General features: G+C 70.6%; 17 protein-coding genes. 4 read left to right on the forward strand and 13 right to left on the reverse strand.

The annotated features are described in order from the left end of the window. Positions 1-162: 162 nt before the first annotated feature. The 3 genes from AB0B50_RS11295 to AB0B50_RS11305 form a co-directional block, all read right to left on the reverse strand. A complete protein-coding gene (locus tag AB0B50_RS11295; RefSeq protein ID WP_362328732.1) occupies positions 163-447 on the reverse strand; it encodes a hypothetical protein in 285 nt (94 codons plus the stop codon). A 22-nt stretch (positions 448-469) separates the two neighbouring features. After that, entirely contained in the window at positions 470-1,195 is a 726-nt protein-coding gene (locus AB0B50_RS11300) for a TetR/AcrR family transcriptional regulator (protein WP_362328734.1), read from the reverse strand. Between the two features lie 84 nt (positions 1,196-1,279). After that, positions 1,280-2,218 (reverse strand): diiron oxygenase, encoded by a 939-nt coding sequence (locus AB0B50_RS11305; RefSeq protein ID WP_362328736.1) that lies wholly within the window; start codon positions 2,216-2,218, stop codon positions 1,280-1,282. A 125-nt stretch (positions 2,219-2,343) separates the two neighbouring features. Here AB0B50_RS11305 and AB0B50_RS11310 point away from each other — a divergent pair, with 125 nt between their 5' ends. Continuing rightward, positions 2,344-3,450, forward strand: coding sequence for a ferritin-like domain-containing protein (locus AB0B50_RS11310; protein ID WP_362328738.1), 1,107 nt, complete (start codon positions 2,344-2,346; stop codon positions 3,448-3,450). Positions 3,451-3,525: 75 nt separating this feature from the next. Here AB0B50_RS11310 and AB0B50_RS11315 read toward each other — a convergent pair whose 3' ends face one another. The 7 genes from AB0B50_RS11315 to AB0B50_RS11345 all read right to left on the reverse strand — a co-directional run bounded on the left by AB0B50_RS11315 (position 3,526) and on the right by AB0B50_RS11345 (position 10,412). Beyond that, on the reverse strand, positions 3,526-4,986 hold the full coding sequence (locus AB0B50_RS11315) for a penicillin-binding transpeptidase domain-containing protein (protein WP_362328740.1): 1,461 nt from the start codon (positions 4,984-4,986) through the stop codon (positions 3,526-3,528). Continuing rightward, the gene (locus tag AB0B50_RS11320; protein WP_362328742.1) at positions 4,983-6,353 is read right to left on the reverse strand and encodes an FtsW/RodA/SpoVE family cell cycle protein; all 1,371 of its coding nucleotides are present in this window, start codon (positions 6,351-6,353) and stop codon (positions 4,983-4,985) included. Before AB0B50_RS11320 ends, AB0B50_RS11315 begins: the two co-directional genes overlap by 4 nt. Before the next feature lie 79 nt (positions 6,354-6,432). Further along, positions 6,433-6,783: an SH3 domain-containing protein gene (locus tag AB0B50_RS11325; protein ID WP_362328744.1), complete on the reverse strand. Its 351-nt coding sequence runs from the start codon at positions 6,781-6,783 to the stop codon at positions 6,433-6,435. Positions 6,784-6,950: 167 nt separating this feature from the next. After that, positions 6,951-8,252: an ATP-binding protein gene (locus AB0B50_RS11330; protein WP_362328746.1), complete on the reverse strand. Its 1,302-nt coding sequence runs from the start codon at positions 8,250-8,252 to the stop codon at positions 6,951-6,953. Further along, the gene (locus tag AB0B50_RS11335; protein ID WP_362328748.1) at positions 8,249-8,992 is read right to left on the reverse strand and encodes a hypothetical protein; all 744 of its coding nucleotides are present in this window, start codon (positions 8,990-8,992) and stop codon (positions 8,249-8,251) included. Before AB0B50_RS11335 ends, AB0B50_RS11330 begins: the two co-directional genes overlap by 4 nt. Before the next feature lie 51 nt (positions 8,993-9,043). Continuing rightward, positions 9,044-9,709, reverse strand: a complete 666-nt coding sequence (locus AB0B50_RS11340) for a class F sortase (protein WP_362328750.1) — start codon at positions 9,707-9,709, stop codon at positions 9,044-9,046. 88 nt (positions 9,710-9,797) lie between these two features. Further along, complete coding sequence (locus AB0B50_RS11345) at positions 9,798-10,412, reverse strand: hypothetical protein (protein ID WP_362328752.1); 615 nt, start codon at positions 10,410-10,412, stop codon at positions 9,798-9,800. A gap of 264 nt (positions 10,413-10,676) precedes the next feature. On the opposite strand from AB0B50_RS11345, the gene AB0B50_RS11350 reads away from it, so the two are divergent. Further along, on the forward strand, positions 10,677-11,486 hold the full coding sequence (locus AB0B50_RS11350; protein WP_362328754.1) for a nuclease-related domain-containing protein: 810 nt from the start codon (positions 10,677-10,679) through the stop codon (positions 11,484-11,486). Here AB0B50_RS11350 and AB0B50_RS11355 read toward each other — a convergent pair whose 3' ends face one another. The 3 genes from AB0B50_RS11355 to ligD form a co-directional block, all read right to left on the reverse strand. After that, the gene (locus AB0B50_RS11355; protein WP_362328756.1) at positions 11,487-11,915 is read right to left on the reverse strand and encodes a nuclear transport factor 2 family protein; all 429 of its coding nucleotides are present in this window, start codon (positions 11,913-11,915) and stop codon (positions 11,487-11,489) included. 120 nt (positions 11,916-12,035) lie between these two features. Beyond that, positions 12,036-12,923, reverse strand: coding sequence for an RNA ligase family protein (locus AB0B50_RS11360; protein WP_362328758.1), 888 nt, complete (start codon positions 12,921-12,923; stop codon positions 12,036-12,038). Then, entirely contained in the window at positions 12,920-13,816 is an 897-nt protein-coding gene (gene ligD, locus AB0B50_RS11365) for a non-homologous end-joining DNA ligase (protein ID WP_362328760.1), read from the reverse strand. The genes AB0B50_RS11360 and ligD overlap by 4 nt, the downstream gene beginning before the upstream one ends. A gap of 66 nt (positions 13,817-13,882) precedes the next feature. On the opposite strand from ligD, the gene AB0B50_RS11370 reads away from it, so the two are divergent. After that, positions 13,883-14,989: a Ku protein gene (locus tag AB0B50_RS11370; RefSeq protein ID WP_362328762.1), complete on the forward strand. Its 1,107-nt coding sequence runs from the start codon at positions 13,883-13,885 to the stop codon at positions 14,987-14,989. 249 nt (positions 14,990-15,238) lie between these two features. Continuing rightward, positions 15,239-15,445 (forward strand): MbtH family protein, encoded by a 207-nt coding sequence (locus AB0B50_RS11375; protein ID WP_362328764.1) that lies wholly within the window; start codon positions 15,239-15,241, stop codon positions 15,443-15,445. The last annotated feature ends 9 nt before the right edge of the window (positions 15,446-15,454 follow it).

Raw genomic sequence — 15,454 nt, forward strand, 5'->3', positions numbered from 1 at the left:
GCATCCGGCCGGGGCGGGGGCCCCGCCTCCGGGCAGTGGGCGGTTGGCGCAATGAGGTCACTCGTCCTGGGGCGTCGCGGCGAGGAGGGTTGCGTCTGCCTTGTCGGGGTGTGTGGTGCGCCGCGGATGGTTCGTGGCTGATCGCGCAGGTCCCCGCGCCCCTTACGGGGCCGGTGCCCCGCCCGATGGTTTCGACCAGGGCCACTTCAGGCCGCCGCCCTTGTTCCCCTCCGCGTCGTACTCGTACCGCCACTTCGCGCTCAGGGAGAGCCGCCTGCCGGTCTCCGCGGCCACCCGGCGGTAGACCAGGACGGTCGGCGGGCCGCCCGCGTCGTCGGGCACGGGCACGCGGTACACCTTCGGCGGGTGCCCGGTCGGCCCGAGCAGGACCGGCAGCACCCGGCCGTCCAGGGGGCCGCCGACAAAGGGGGTGTCTTCGCTCTTCACGCCCCCAGTGTCACACCGGCCGTCACAGCAGATGCGCCGCGTCGCTCACCACGGGCAGCACGCGCCGCGCGAGATCGCCGACGGGGCCCTCCGGCGTCTCCAGGGTCAGCGCCCACCGCACGACGTCCGCGGTCTGCGGATCGCGCCCCGCGGTCGCCACGAGCACCGCCATGAACTGCTCCACGAGCATGTCCCGCAACTCGTCGAGCTGCGGCTGCTTGTCCTCGTCGAGCCAGATCAGCGAGGCCGCCTCGACCGCCGTGATCCACATCCGTACGGTCATGCGGAGCCGGGGCCCCGGCTCCGGCACGTCCAGGTGGCTGAGGATGTGTTCGGCGGCGGCCCTGCGCACCCCGTCCACGATGGCGGTCGTCCGCGAGGTCTCCACCACGCTGCCGCCTTGGAGCAGCGCGCTGAACCCCGTGTCGTGCTCGTCGACGAAGGCCAGGTACCGGTCGAGCGCGCGCGAGAGCCGCCGGGTGAGCGGCCCGTCCGGCGGCTCGGCGAAGCACTGCTCCAGCTCGTCGGCGGCGGAGCGCAGGGCGGCCTCGTACAGCTGCTGCTTCCCGCCGGGGAAGTAGCGGTACACGAGGGGCCGCGAGACGCCGGCGGCCTCCGCGACGTCGTCCAGATTGACCTCCTCGGGCGCGCGGTGCGCGAAGAGCGTCAGCGCGGAGTCGAGCAACTGCCGCCGCCGCGCCTCGACGCTGAGGCGGCGGTAGGCGCGGGTGGTGGCAGGCGAGGTCATGCCTCGCAGCGTAACCCGGGGTGCGCCTCTTCAGGGGCGCGGGGAACTGCGCGACCAGCCACATACGGCCCGCAGGGAAAGGAGCTAGGCCAACAACCCCGAAGACCTCCAAAGCCGTCGCCCGACCCCCCGCATCACGCCGATGTCGTCCAAGAAGTCGGTGAGCCGCTTCGCCCCGGTCTGCATGACCTCCCTGCGGTGCCCACTGGCCTTCACCTGCGCCACGGCCTCCCGCCGATCGAGCCCGACGTCGGTGTAGACCTCGGGGTTCACAAAGGCGATGGAGAAGACGCGGGCTGCCTCACCGCAGCTGAGGCGGGTCAACTGGCGCTCCCAGGCGGGCGCCGTCACCATCTGGCGCCGCAACTCCTCGCGGGCGTACCGCACATGGCGGGCCTCCTCGACGACATGGATGCGGGTCACGCCGCGCACCAGCGTCTGGACGCGCTCGTCCGGGAAGGTGAGCCGCTGCATCCAGTCGAGGATCTCCTCGCCGAGCAGCGTGCAGGCGAAGGAGCCGGGGGTCGTGGAGACCGTCTTCAGGGCGCGGGCGAGGTTGTGGTTGAGCCGCGTGACGGGGTACGTGGGGGCCCCGCCCTTCTGGATCATCCGCGCGAACATCATCGAGTGCCGGCACTCGTCGGCGATCTCGGTGAGCGCGTACCGCACATGGGCGCTGGTCACGGACTTGTCGTAGATGTGGCGTACGAGGAGCTGCATCAGGATGATCTCGAACCAGATGCCCAGCGAGGCGAGGGAAGCCGCTTCGTGCCGGGCGAGGTCGAACCGCTGCTCCTGCGACATCCGCTTCCACATCGGGGTGTCGTAGAGGGAGACGAGCTCCGGCGGCCAGAACCACTTGCCCTCCTCGACCGGGGCGTCCCAGTCGAGCTCCTTGTCGGGGTCGAAGGAGTGCTTGGCGGAGGACTCCAGAAGCCGCAGGGCCACCTGCTCCCGGTCCTTGAGCAGTCCGAGCGCGTCCCGCAGGCCTTCGGTCGAGAGGTCTTCCGTCACGGTCGTCATGACTGTCCCTGCCTTGTCGCGGGTTACCGGCGGTCAACTCTTATGAGACTGCCTGTCAGCAAGGCCGTCAATCCCTCGCGCACGACTTGTTGACCCCTTGTCCAGCAACGTGTGAGCCTGCCGTCATGTCGACGCATGAGCTTTACACCAGTCCCCCCGGAGAGCCCAACTGGCAAGTTCCGTCGGCCAGTTCGGCCCGCCTCAGCTGGGAGTACGACGAAGGGCGCGACCGCCTCCTCGCCCTGTACCAGAAGGGCAAGGACAAGCAGTGGGACGGCGCCAAGCGCATCGACTGGGACCTGGAGGTCGACCCGCTCGACCCCCTCGGCACCCCCGACGAGTCGATGTCGCTCTACGGCACGCCGCACTGGGCGAAGATGACCGAGAAGGACAAGGGGGAGCTGCGCAAGCACTACGCCTCCTGGCAGTTCAGCCAGTTCCTGCACGGCGAGCAGGGGGCGATGGTGTGTGCCGCCCGCATCGTCGAGTCCGTCCCCGACCTGGACGCGAAGTTCTACTCCGCGACCCAGACCATGGACGAGGCGCGGCACGCGGAGATCTACGGCCGCTTTCTGCACGAGAAGATCGGGATGCTCTACCCGATCAACGACAACCTCCAGTCGCTCCTCGGCGACACGCTGCGCGACTCCCGCTGGGACATGCCCTACCTCGGCATGCAGGTCCTCATCGAGGGCCTCGCGCTCGCGGCCTTCGGCATGATCCGCGACACCACAGACAAGCCTCTGCCCAAGCAGATCCTCGCGTACGTGATGCAGGACGAGGCCCGGCACGTGGCCTTCGGGCGGATGGCCCTGCGCGACTACTACAAGCAGCTCACGGACGCGGAGCTGCGTGAACGCGAGGAATTCGTCATCGAGGGCTGCTACTTGATGCGCGACCGGCTGCGCGGCGTCGAGGTCCTGGAGAACTTCGGCATCCCCAAGGCGCAGGCGGAGGAGTGCAGCGAGCAGTCCGAATTCCTCGCGCTCTTCCGGCAGTTGCTGTTCTCCCGCATCGTCCCGTGCGTCAAGGACATCGGCCTGTGGGGCAAGCGCCTGCAGCAGGCCTACGTCGACATGGGCGTCTTCGAGATGGGAGACGCCAATCTCGACCAGCTCATGGCGCAGGACGAGGAGATCGCCGAGAAGCTGGACGCCGAGCGCTTCGCGGCCGAGGAACAGGAGCGCGTGGCGGAGGTGCGGGACGCCATCGCGTCCGGCGGGGCGGGCTGATCCGGGACAGGCCGCTGATCCGGGACAGGCGGCTGATCCGGGTCCGGCCCGCCGAGCCGGGTCCTGCGCACGGGGTCAACCGGCGCTGATCGCCGCCTCCATCACGGACTTCGCGATCGGCGCCGCGCTGCCGCCGCCGCTGATGTCGCCCCGGTCGGCCGAGGCGTCCTCGACCACCACGGCGACCGCCACCGAGGGCTCCGGGTCGCCGTCGGCCTGCGCCCAGGAGATGAACCAGGCGTACGGCGTACCGGAGTTGTCGATGCCGTGCTGGGCGGTGCCCGTCTTGCCGCCCACCGTCACGCCGGGGATCGCCGCGTTCGTGCCCGTGCCCTCCTCGACGACGTCCGTCATCATCTCGCGCAGCTGCACCGCCGTGCCCGGATTCATCGCCTGGTGCAGGGACTTGGACCCGGTGGTGTCGACCACGTCGCCGTCGTCCGTGGTCGTCCTGTCCACCAGATAGGGCGACTTGACCGAGCCGCCGTTCGCGACGGCCGCCGAGACCATCGCCATCTGCAGCGGGGTCGTCCGGGTGTCGTACTGCCCGATGGAGGAGAGCGCGAGCTGCGCGTCGTCCATGGACGTGTCGAAGTTGCTGGGGGAGACGGACGAGGGAATCCTCAGGCCGTCGTCGTTGAAGCCGAAGTTCTTCGCCGTGCCCACCATCGAGCCGAGGCCCGTGTCGACGCCGAGCTTGGCGAAGACCGTGTTGCAGGACCACTCGAAGGCGTAGCGCAGGGTCGCGTTGGTGCAGCCGTCCACCTCGTTGGTCAGCTGCGTGGTGGTGCCGGGGAGCGTGTACGGATTGGGGGACTTGGTCGCCGCGTCGATGTCCGTCACCACGCCCTTGTCGAGCGCCGCGGCGGCCGTGACCACCTTGAACGTCGAACCGGGCGGATAGGTCTGGCGGATCGCGCGGTTCAGCATCGGCTTGGTGGAGCTGTCGTTGAGCTCGGACCAGGCGTCCGCGACCGACTGCCCGGTACCCGAGAGCCGCTCGGGGTCGTACGAGGGCGTGCTGACCAGCGCGAGGATCTTGCCCGTCGACGGCTCGACGGCGGCGACCGCGCCCTTCTTGCCGCCGAGTCCCGTGTACGCGGCCTGCTGCACCGCCGCCTTGATGGTGGTCTCGACCTTGCCGCCGGGGTTCTGCGCGCGCGTGATGTCGTTCCACAGGGGGAGCGGGGCGAGCATCGGGTCGGTGCCGGAGAGGATGTCGTCCTCGGCGTTCTCCAGGAAGGTCGTGCCGTACACCTGCGAGGCGAAGCCGGTCACGGGGGCGTACAACGGCCCGTTCTTGTACGTCCGTTCATAGCGGAGCTGCTCGCCGGTGTCCTTGGAGCCGGTGACCGCGCGGCCGTCGACCATGATGTCGCCGCGCGGCTGGTCGAAGCGGACGATGGCGCCCCGGCGGTTGGCGGGGTTGTCGTCGAGGGACTCGGACTCGACGACCTGCACGCGGGTGGCGTTGACGAGCAGGGCGATGAGCAGCAGCGCGCAGAAGGCGGCGGCGTGCCGGATGTGCCGCGTCACGTGACGACCTCCTCGATCGGCCCCGGCTGGCTGCGGGCGGAGTCGCTGACCCGGATCAGCAGCGCCACGATGATCCAGTTGGTGACGACGGACGAGCCGCCCTGCGCGAGGAACGGCATCGCCATGCCGGTCAGCGGGATGAGCCCCATGACTCCGCCGGCGATCACGAAGACCTGCAGGGCGACGATCGACGCGAGCCCGATCGCGAGCAGCCGCCCGAACGGGTCGCGAAGCGCGAGCCCGGCCCGGTAGCCGCGCTCCACGAGCAGGGCGTAGAGCAGGAAGATCGCACAGAGTCCGGTGAGGCCCAGCTCCTCGCCCGCGGTCGCCAGGATGAAGTCGGACTTCGCGGCGAAGCCGATGAGGATGGAGTGCCCGAGCCCGAGCCCGGTGCCGAGCATCCCCCCGGCCGCGAACGCGAAGAGGGACTGGGCGAGTTGGTTGGGCCCCTGCCCCGCGTCGATGGACGCGAACGGATGCAGCCAGTCCTCGACCCGGCTGTGGACATGCGGTTCGAGGGAGCCGACCGCGAACGCGCCGAGCCCGGCGAGCAGCAGGCCGACCGCGATCCAGCCGGTGCGGCCCGTGGCGACGTACAGCAGGATCACGAAGAGCCCGAAGAAGAGCAGCGAGGTGCCGAGGTCGCGTTCGAGGACGAGCACCCCCACGCTCAGCAGCCAGATGGCGACGATGGGCCCGAGCACGCGCCCGGTGGGCAACTGCAGCCGCTTGAACTTCCACAGGGTGCGGCCGGTGTAGGCGAGGGCGTTGCGGTTGGCCGCGAGATAGCTGGCGAAGAAGACCGCGAGCAGGATCTTGGCGAACTCGCCGGGCTGGATGGAGAATCCGCCGATCCTGATCCAGATCCGGGCGCCGTTCACCGCGGGGAAGAAGATCGGCACGATCATCAGGACCAGCGCGGTGACGACGGAGAGATAGGCGTAGCGCTGCAGCACGCGGTGGTCGCGCAGGAAGAGGGCGACGGCGATGAACAGGCCCACGCCGATGGTCGACCAGATCAGCTGGGTGGGCGCGGCCTCGTCGTTCGGGGTCTCCAGGTCGAGCCGGTAGATGAGCACGAGCCCGAGGCCGTTGAGGAGCACCGCGATGGGCAGCAGCAGCGGATCGGCGTAAGGGGCGCGGAAGCGGACGACGAGGTGCGCGACGAGGGCGAGCACACCGAGCCCGGCGCCGTAACCGGCGGCGCCGGGCGGGACGGTGCCGTTCTTGGCGAGGCCGACGTCGCAGTAGCCGTACACGGAGAGGAGGACGGCGACGACGAGCAGGGTGAGCTCGGTGCCACGGCGCTTGGGGACGCGGACGGCGGGGACCGCGGGGGGTGCGGAGCCCGTGCTTGTTCCGGTCATGCCGGGAACGTAGCAAGCAACCGGCCCTAAAGTCCGCTTATGTCGACTATGTCGGCTGATGGGGTTGCCGGCGCCGCTGTCAGCACCAGCGCGGTGCCTGCCCGATGTTGGCGATGTAGTGCGCGGCGCCCCAGGCCCAGGTGCCGTCGGTGAGCAGGTACCAGAGGTTGTTGCGGCCCACGTGGTCGCCGGTCGTCTTGCAGAAGATGGTGACGACCTTGCCGTAGGGCTCGGTGCGGATCACCTTGCTGCCGCGGGTGGGGGCGTCGCGGAGCAGGAGTCCGGTCTTGGCGGTGACGCGGCCCTTGTAGACGGGCGGGTGGTTGTTGGCGTCGTCCAGGGCGAGGGCGGGACCGGCGGCGGCGAGAGCGGTGAGGGCGCCGCCGGCGGCGACTATGCCGAGCCGGGTGGTGGCGGTCCGCAGGGACATGGGGCCTCCTCGGGGAAGGGATGCTGCGGCGGTAGGTAAGCCGCGATTCACCCTAAAAGGGGCACAGGGTGCACGCAAAGGCACACATTCCGCTGCCGGGGTGCGCCCCGTCAGGGGCGCGGGGAACTGCGCGACAAGCCACGACGAACCCGCAGACGACAGGGCTCCTAGCCCGGCTCGCCCCCGTCCTCCGCTCCATCCCCGAAGGGAAGCCGCAACGTGGCCACCGCCCCACCGTCCTCCGCGTTGGCAAACGTGAGCCGCGCCCCGAGAACCGCCGCCTGCCCAAGGGCGATCGTCAGCCCAAGACCATGCCCCTTGGTCGTGCCCTCCGTACGGAACCGCTGCGGCCCGTGCTCCACCAGGTAATCCGGATAGCCGTCACCGTGGTCCCGCACGGTGACCACGGGCCCGTCGACGGTCACGAGCACCGGCGCCCGCCCGTGCTTGTGCGCGTTGGCCACAAGATTCCCGAGCACCCGCTCCAGGCGCCGCCGATCGGTCTCCACGCACACATCACGCGCGACGACCAGCTCTGTCCCCGCCCCGGAAGAACGCACCACCCGCTCCGCCAGTGGAGCGAGGTGATGGGCGTCGAGGTCCACCCGCTCGCTCTTCGCGTCGAGTCGGGAGATCTCCAGGAGGTCCTCGGTGAGCGTGCGCAGCGCCGCGACCCGGTCCCGCACCAGTTCGGTCGGCCGGCCCGGCGGCAGCAGCTCGGCCGCCGCGTGCAGGCCGGTCAGCGGGGTGCGCAGCTCGTGCGCCACGTCCGCGGTGAACCGCTGCTCGCTCAGGAGCTTGCCCTGCAGCGAGGACGCCATCGTGTCCAGGGCGCCCGCGACCGCCGCCACCTCGTCCTGGTGCCGTACGGGGCCCTCGGCCTGCGGCCCGGAGTGCGGGTCGTTGACGCGGGCGTCCAGGTCGCCCGCGCTGATCCTTCGCGCGACCTGCGCCGTCTGATGGAGGCGCCGGGTCACGCGCGTCACGGCGAACGCGCCGACGAGCAGCGTCGCGCCGATCGCGAGCACCGAGGAGCCGAGGATCGCGCGGTCGAGCCCGTCGATGGTGCGGGCGCCCTGTGCGTAGTCGACCTGGACGGCGATGGCCCGGCCCCCGTCGGCGGGCCCGGCGGCCCACATCGTCGGCCGGGACTCGTGCGAGGCGACCATCGTGGCGCGCTGCCCGCTCACCGCGAGGTCCCGCAGGCTCTGCGGCAGGCCCGGCGGATCGACACCCGCGCCGGGGCCGAGCCGGTCGCCCGCCTCGTACCGCTCGGTGACCTCCTTGAGGTGGACGAGGGCGCGCTCGCGGGCCTGGCCCACGGTCTGGTTGGTCACCGAGACGTGCACGAGCGCGCCGAGCAGCGCGGCGAGCGCACAGCACATGACGGTGATGAAGACGGCGGCCTTCCAGGTGAGCGTCGCCGTCCAGGCGGGAAGCCGCGGCCCGCGCGGCTGCCGGTGGCTCATCGTTCGTCCCCGGAGGAGGCGCTTTCCGAGGGCCTCGCGGGAGAGGGCCGCGGTGACTTCGGGCGAGGCGCGTTCTTGGAGCGAACGATCTCGTCGCTGGTCGGCAGCATCGCCTTCTGGTGCGAGTCCCAGGACCACACCGTGTGGTACTCGTACCCCGGCAGGCTGGAGACGGCGCGGATGATCAGGTCACGGCCGGCGAGCTCGACGCCGAGCACGGCGTCGCTCATCTCCATGATCTGCGTCAACTGCCGCCCCTCCTCGGCGTAGACGCGGATGTCGAGGTTGTCGTCCGGGGTGGAGACGCCGACGATCAGGTCGTCCTTGCCGTCGCCGGTCAGATCGCGGTAGTACGCCTTGAGGACCGGGCACTTCTCCTTCGTGCCGGAGTCCTCGGCGGCGCAGTCCTTGAGCCGCTCGACGGTCTCCTTGTACGCGGAGTCGGAGGGTTCGTACGTCCCCGGGTTCTCGTCGAAGTCCGCGCGGACCACGTCGACCGGGTTCACCTTGTGCAGATCGCCGCCAGGCACCTTCACGCCCTTGACCTTCACGCTCTCTATGGCGCCGTAGTCCTCGGCGGGCGCGGACGGTGGCGGCAGGTCGGGCCAGAGGTGGGTCGGCCCCTCGGCGGTCGGTGTCGCACCGGCGCTCCGCAGCCCGCCGGGATCGCCGCAGCCGCCGGCCAGGAGCGCGGCGGTCACGGTGAAGGCGGCGGCGAGCGCGAGCCGGCTGCGGTTCACTGCACTCCTGCCTGCCGCGGGGTGCGGCCTGTCGTGTCACCAGGCCTGTTGTTACGACACCAGGTCGGCGTAGAGAATGATGTTGTCCGAGCGGTGACCGCCCACGATCGGCCCGCCGCAGGTCAGCAGGCGCAGTTCGGGTCGGTCGGTCGCCCCGTACACCTTATTGGTGGGGAAGTCCTTCTTGTCGACCTGCTGGATCTCCCGGACCTTGAACGTCGCCGTGCTGCCGTCCGCGCGCGGGACCTCGATGGTGTCGCCGACCTCGACCTTCGCGACGTTCTTCATCAGCGCGGGGCCGTTCGCGGTGTCGTAGTGCGCGACGATCACGGCGGGGCCCTTCTCGCCGGGCGTGACCCCGCCGGTCCACCAGCCGGGCTCGTCCGCCTTGTCGACCGGCGGCACCTGGAGCTCCTGGTCCGTGCCGACGCTCAGGTCGAGCATCGACTTCGCGTCGACGCCCGCGGAGGGGATCCGCAGGCCGGTCGGCTTGGCCGCCTTCAGCGGGGCGACGGCCTGCTTGGCCTGCGTGGTGGCGGCGTTGTTCACCTTCACGTCGGGCGCGGGGTCGCCGTTCCTGCCGCCCTGGCCGCAGGCGATCAGGCCGATGCCGAGGGTCGCGATCAGGGCCGCGGAGGCCGCGAGGCGCGTGGTGTGGCGACGCTGCCGGGCGGGGGTCTCGGCGGAGGCGGGCTCGAAGTCGGTGGGGGTGCTCACAGGGACTCCTGAGGGGAGAGGGGGGCTGGACATCAGCCCCTCCGGCATTTGAGGAGCGGGGTCCGGGGGGGGGCGGACCCCAGGAGCGTCAGGCGTCCGTGCGGCCGCGGCGCAGCATCGCGAAGCCGAGACCCGCGGCACCGGCCGCAGCCATGCCGCCGCCGGCCACCAGGAACGCCGGGTCGCCCGCGGTGCGCACGCCCTCGGCGCCCGCCTTGACGCCGCCCTTGGGGGTGACGGTCTTGTCGCCGGTGCGGTGCTGCTGCTTCTGGTCGTTCTTCGGCTGGGGGGTGACCTTCTGGTCCTTGTCGCCCTTGCCCTTCAGGTACGTGATGCCGATGTGCCCGTTGGAGGGGTACAGCTCGTAGCGCACACCGCCCTGGGTGACCGTGGAGTGCGTGGAGGAGAGGGTGGCGATCTGCTTGCCGTTCACGATGATCGTCGCGACGTACGCACCGCCGCGGTTCTGGATCTTCGCCTTCGCGCCGTTGCCGAGGGTGACCTCGTAGACCTCCGCCTCGGGCTTCTGCGTCGGCTTCTCCGTGGGCTTCTCGTTCGGAGCCGGGGTCTGGCTCTGCGACGCGGTCGGCTCGGGCGCCGGCGAGTCGGCGAAGGCGCCCGCGGCCGGTATGAGCAGCGCCCCGCCGACGAGGGTGGAGACGGCGGCGGTACGGAGGACGGTGTGGCGGCGGTTGGTGCTCACGGGAGGTTCCTTAACGTCGGTCGGCTGGTCGCTCCGGTGCGATCGGGTGGACAGCTACGAAGTTAGATGTCCGCTATTGCGGCGATTCGGCGGCTATGTAACAGCGCGCCATAGCTGCGCAGGCAGTGCCGTTACGGGACCGGGGGGACTTCATTCCCGGACGGGGTGAACTCGGCGCAAAGACGCCCCGACTTCCTTCCGCCGCGACCGGGTTCTTGCCCCGGGAGCGGGAGGGCTGTTCCCATGGTCGGGGGGTGATGCGGCATGAGTGGACTGCGCGTCGTACCGACCTGGCGGCACGGGCAGGAGCGGTTGTACGTGTGCCTCACGGACGGCAGGAACGTGGCTTGGTACGACCGCGACGCGTCCCGCGTCAATCTGCTCAGCGAGGAGCGCGAGTCGGACGTCCTCGATGTCCTCGCGCCCTTCCTGACCGGCCAGGTCACGGTGGGCCCGCCGGCGGTCCCCACCCCGGTCGAGCTGGCCCGCATGGCGCTCCACCCGGACGACGACCTCGCCCCGAACCGCCCCGGCGAGGCCCTGCGGATCGCCCTCGAACGCGACCCCGTGCCCGCCCGCAGGCTGCGCGCCGACCCCCGGCACCGGGCGCTCGCCGCCGAGGAGACGGTCGGTGACGCCCTTGACGGGCTCGAAGCCGGGGGCTGGCGCGTGCTGCACTCCGTGCCGCTGCCCGGCGGCGCCCGCATCCACCACCTGCTGATCGGTCCCGGTGGCCTGTTCTGCGTGGGCACCCTCGCCGTCCGCAAGCAGCGGGTGCGCATCGCCGACCCGATGGTCACGGTCGGCCGCGGCGAGCCCGTGCCCCTGCTGCGCACGATCCGCTCGGACGCGGGCCGTGCCTCCTTCGCGCTGACGGCGGAGGTCCGCCCCGTCCTCGTGCTCGCCGGATCGGGCGTCGCGGACCTGGACGTGGCGGCGCCCCCGCGCGACGTGAGGGTGCTGCGCGAGGGCGATCTGCCGGCTCTCGCCCGCCTCGGCGGGGTACTGAAACCGGCCGATGTGGAGGCCCTGCACGCACTGGCCAGGGACCGCCACACCTGGCGGCGGGTCTGACTACAGGTTGTCCCCCCAGCCGCCCTGGATCATGGTCTGGAAGGCCCAGGATCCACCGCGCCTGATCAGGATGTCGGCGTAGCGCAGCTGCTGCGTCTCGCCGTTCGCCGTCATCACCGAGTCGGTGAAGACGACGGCCATCGCGGGGGACAGGAAGACGGGTGTGCGCGTGGACTCGAAGGTGATGTCCTCGCTCCCGTCGCCCATCACGTGCGTCATGGTCGCCACGAACTGCTCACGGTCCCACTGCGCCGCCCGCCCGTCGCCCGCGGAGTCGTCGCTGACCAGGTTGAGCGGGAAGACGGCCAGGTCGGCCATGCGCTCGACGTCGCGCTTCGCGCTGTGCGCGTCGTACGCGGCGAACCAGGCGTCCAGGCTCGCGCGGTCCTCGTCGGTCGGGACGTATCCGGTCTCGGGAAGGAAGGTCACGCGGTCTCCTCTGCGTTTAATCAACTTTGACTACTGACAGAGAAGGTATGCCGCGAACCCCGGCTAGTCAAACTTGATTAATGGTGATGCCGGTCACAGTGTGCGTACGGCTACGGGGGACTACCGGAAGCGCACCACGACCGCCGTCGCGTGCCGCGTGGTGTTCTGCCGCACCTCGACGAGGACCACCGGCTCCGTCGGCAGCGCCGCGTACGTGACCTCGCCGATGCCGATCGCCGTCGCGACGCCCTCGCCCACCGCCCGCGGCAGCGCCTGCGCCGCGGCCGACCGCACCGCGGGGGAGAGTGGTGACGACACCACCGGGGTGCCGTCACCGGGCAGGACGAGGACCAGGGCTTGAGGGCGTGCCGGATTCCCGGTGCAGCCGATCACCACCGCGTCCCGGGTGTCGCTGTGCCGCAGCTTCAGCCACGCGCGCGTGCCGCCCCGGTACGCCCCGTCGAGCCGCTTGATCACCAGGCCCTCGACGCCGGTCGCGGACAGCGTTTCGTACCAGGTCAGGGCGGTGTCGCGGTCGGTCGTCGACGGGACCGGCTGCAGGGGCGGGCCCAAGGGGGCGAGCAGCTCCACGAGGCGTGCGCGGCGCTCCCCGTAGGGCAGGGCGCGGCGGTCGGTGCCGCCCTGCGCGAGCAGGTCGAAGGCGGCGTACGAAGCGGGCAGGGTCCGCGCGAGGGCGGCGGCATGCGTGCGGGTGGCCGCGGCCCGCCGCTGCACTGCCGCGAAGTCGATGCGCCCGCCGGTCCACACCACGACCTCGCCGTCCAGGACCGTGCCCTCGGGCAGCGCGGCCGCGGCCGCCGCGAGGTCGGGGAAGGCGGCGGTGACCAACCGCCCGGAGCGGGCTTGGAGGGTCACCCGCCCCTCGCCGTCGCGCAGGACGACCATGCGGTGCCCGTCGAACTTGGGCTCGTAGGCCCAGCCGTCCCCCTCCGGCAGCGCGCTCACGGCCTCGGCGAGGGCGACCCGCACCGGCCGGGGCAGGCTCACCGTGCGGCTCTGGCGGGCAGGGGCCGCGCCAGGTCCGGGTCGAAGAGGGGGGCGAGCAGATCGCCGTGGCGCCGCAGCCGGGGTGCGATGTCGTCGGCCGTGAACACCAGCTGCCCGGGGTCGGCGCAGTCCTCGATCTCCTCCCATGTCACCGGGGTGGAGACGGTCGGTTCGGGGCGGGCCCGCAGGGTGTAGGGCGTCGCGGTGGTCTTCGCGGCGGCGTTCTGGCTGAAGTCGACGAAGACCTTGCCGGGGCGCAGGCTGCGCGTCATGCGGTGCACGACGAGGGCGGGCAGCTCGCGCTCGGCCTCGACGGCCAGCTCCTTGGCGTACCCGGTAACCCGTTCGCAGGGCGTCGGCTCCAGCGGGACGAGCAGATGCAGCCCCTTGCTTCCCGATGTCTTGGCGTACGCGTGGAGACCGTCGGCCGTCATCCGTTCCCGCAGGTGGAGCGCCGCCCGGCAGCACTCCACGACGGTGGCCGGAGGGCCGGGGTCGAGGTCGAGCACCAGCCGGTCGGCGTACTTCGGGGCGTCCGCCCGCCACTGCGGCGTATGGAACTCGGTGACCAGGTTGGCCGCCCACATCAGGCTGGGCAGGTCCTGTACGAGGATCTGGCGCGCGGTCTTGTCGGAGCGGGGCACCTCGGCGGTGCGCACCCACTCGGGGGTCCCCGGCGGCACGTTCTTGGTGAAGAAGCGCTGGCCGTCGGGGCCGTCGGGGTAGCGCAGGAAGGAGACGGGCCGGTCGCTCAGGTGCGGCAGGAGGGCGCCCGCGGTGCTCGCGTAGTAGTGCAGCAGCTCGCCCTTGGTGAAGCCGCTCGCCGGATACAGGACCTTCTCCAGATTGCTGAGCGCGAGCCGCCGCCCCTCCACCTCTGTGATCGGCGTCATACGATGAGAGTCCCATAAACCGGTACAAACCGACCGCCCCCCCCATCCCAGCGAGAGGTGCCGGACGTGCGATCCATATGGAACGGTGCGATCTCCTTCGGCCTGGTCAGCATCCCGATCAAGCTCGTGAACGCCACCGAGAACCACTCGATCTCCTTCCGTCAGATCCACACGGAGGACGGCGGCCGCATCCGGTACCGCAAGGTGTGCGAGCTGGAGGACCGCGAGGTGACGTCGGCGGAGATCGGCAAGGGGTACGAGGACGCCGACGGCTCGATCATCCCGATCACGGACGAGGACCTGGCCGCGCTGCCGATCCCGACCGCGAGGACGATCGAGATCGTCTCCTTCGTCCCCGCGGACCGCATCGATCCGCTCCAGATGGACACCGCGTACTACCTCTCGGCGAACGGCGTCCCCGCCGCCAAGCCGTACACGCTGCTGCGCGAGGCGCTCAAGCGGAGCAAGAAGGTGGCCATCGCCAAGTTCGCGCTGCGCGGCAAGGAGCGGCTCGGCATGCTGCGGGTGGTCGACGACGTGATCGCCATGCACGGCCTGCTGTGGCCGGACGAGATCCGCGAGCCCGAGGGGGTGGCCCCGGACTCCCACGTCACCGTGCGCGACGCCGAACTCGACCTGGCGGACGCCCTGATGGACACCCTGGGCGAGGTCGACATCTCCACGCTCCACGACGACTACCGCGAGGCGGTCGAGGAGATGATCGCCGCCAAGGCCGGGGGCACGGCCCCCGCGGAGCAGGCCCCGGCCGCCGAGTCGGGCGGCGGCAAGGTCATCGACCTGATGGCCGCCCTGGAGAACAGCGTCCGCGCGGCCCGCACGGCGCGCGGCGAGGACGCCGGGGACGGCGACGTGGCCGAAGTGACCCCTCTCAAGGGCCGCGGCGGGCGCGCCAAGAAGGCGGCGGCGTCCAAGTCGCCCGCCAAGTCGTCCGCCAAGTCGACCTCCCCGCGCACGTCTTCGCCCGCGACGCCCAAGCAAGTGGGTGGCAAGAAGTCGACGTCGACCTCGGCGTCGGCGAAGAAGAAGGCCGCCCCCGCCAAGAAGTCGACCGCGAAGACGACGGCCCGCAAGACGGCCGCCAAGAAGACGGCGACGCAGAAGAAGACCGCCACCGCGAAGAAGACCACGGCCAAGAGGCGGGCCTCGGCGTAGGCGCGAGAACACCGCTTGACGGGGATCGGCAAATTGCAAAGCGCAGACCCCGTGGTGCGGCGGGCGGTCAAGAGGGCCTCCATCAGATGGCTGGATTTGACCATCAGCAGAATTCTGTCAAAACGCACCCTCTCAGCCCTTTGTGACCTGTGATCAATATCACAATTGCTTGATGGAATTAGATCCTCCGCGCGATGATCCCTGCGGACGCAATGGGATTCTTTAGGATTTCTGGAGGGTTTAAGGCAAATGGCCAGTAATCCCTTTGAAGATGATGGTGCGGAATATCTGGTCCTCGTGAACGGCGAGAATCAGCACTCGATCTGGCCAGTGTGGCTCGATGTGCCCGCCGGCTGGACCGTCGCGCAAGAGGCGAGTTCACGGACGGATTGCCTGGCCTACGTCGAGGAGAACTGGACGGATCTGCGTCCCGCGAGCCTGATATCAGGCTCCTGACGTGAACGA

Source organism: Streptomyces sp. NPDC041068 (genome assembly GCF_040647455.1).
In the GTDB taxonomy this organism is placed as follows: Bacteria; Actinomycetota; Actinomycetes; order Streptomycetales; family Streptomycetaceae; genus Streptomyces.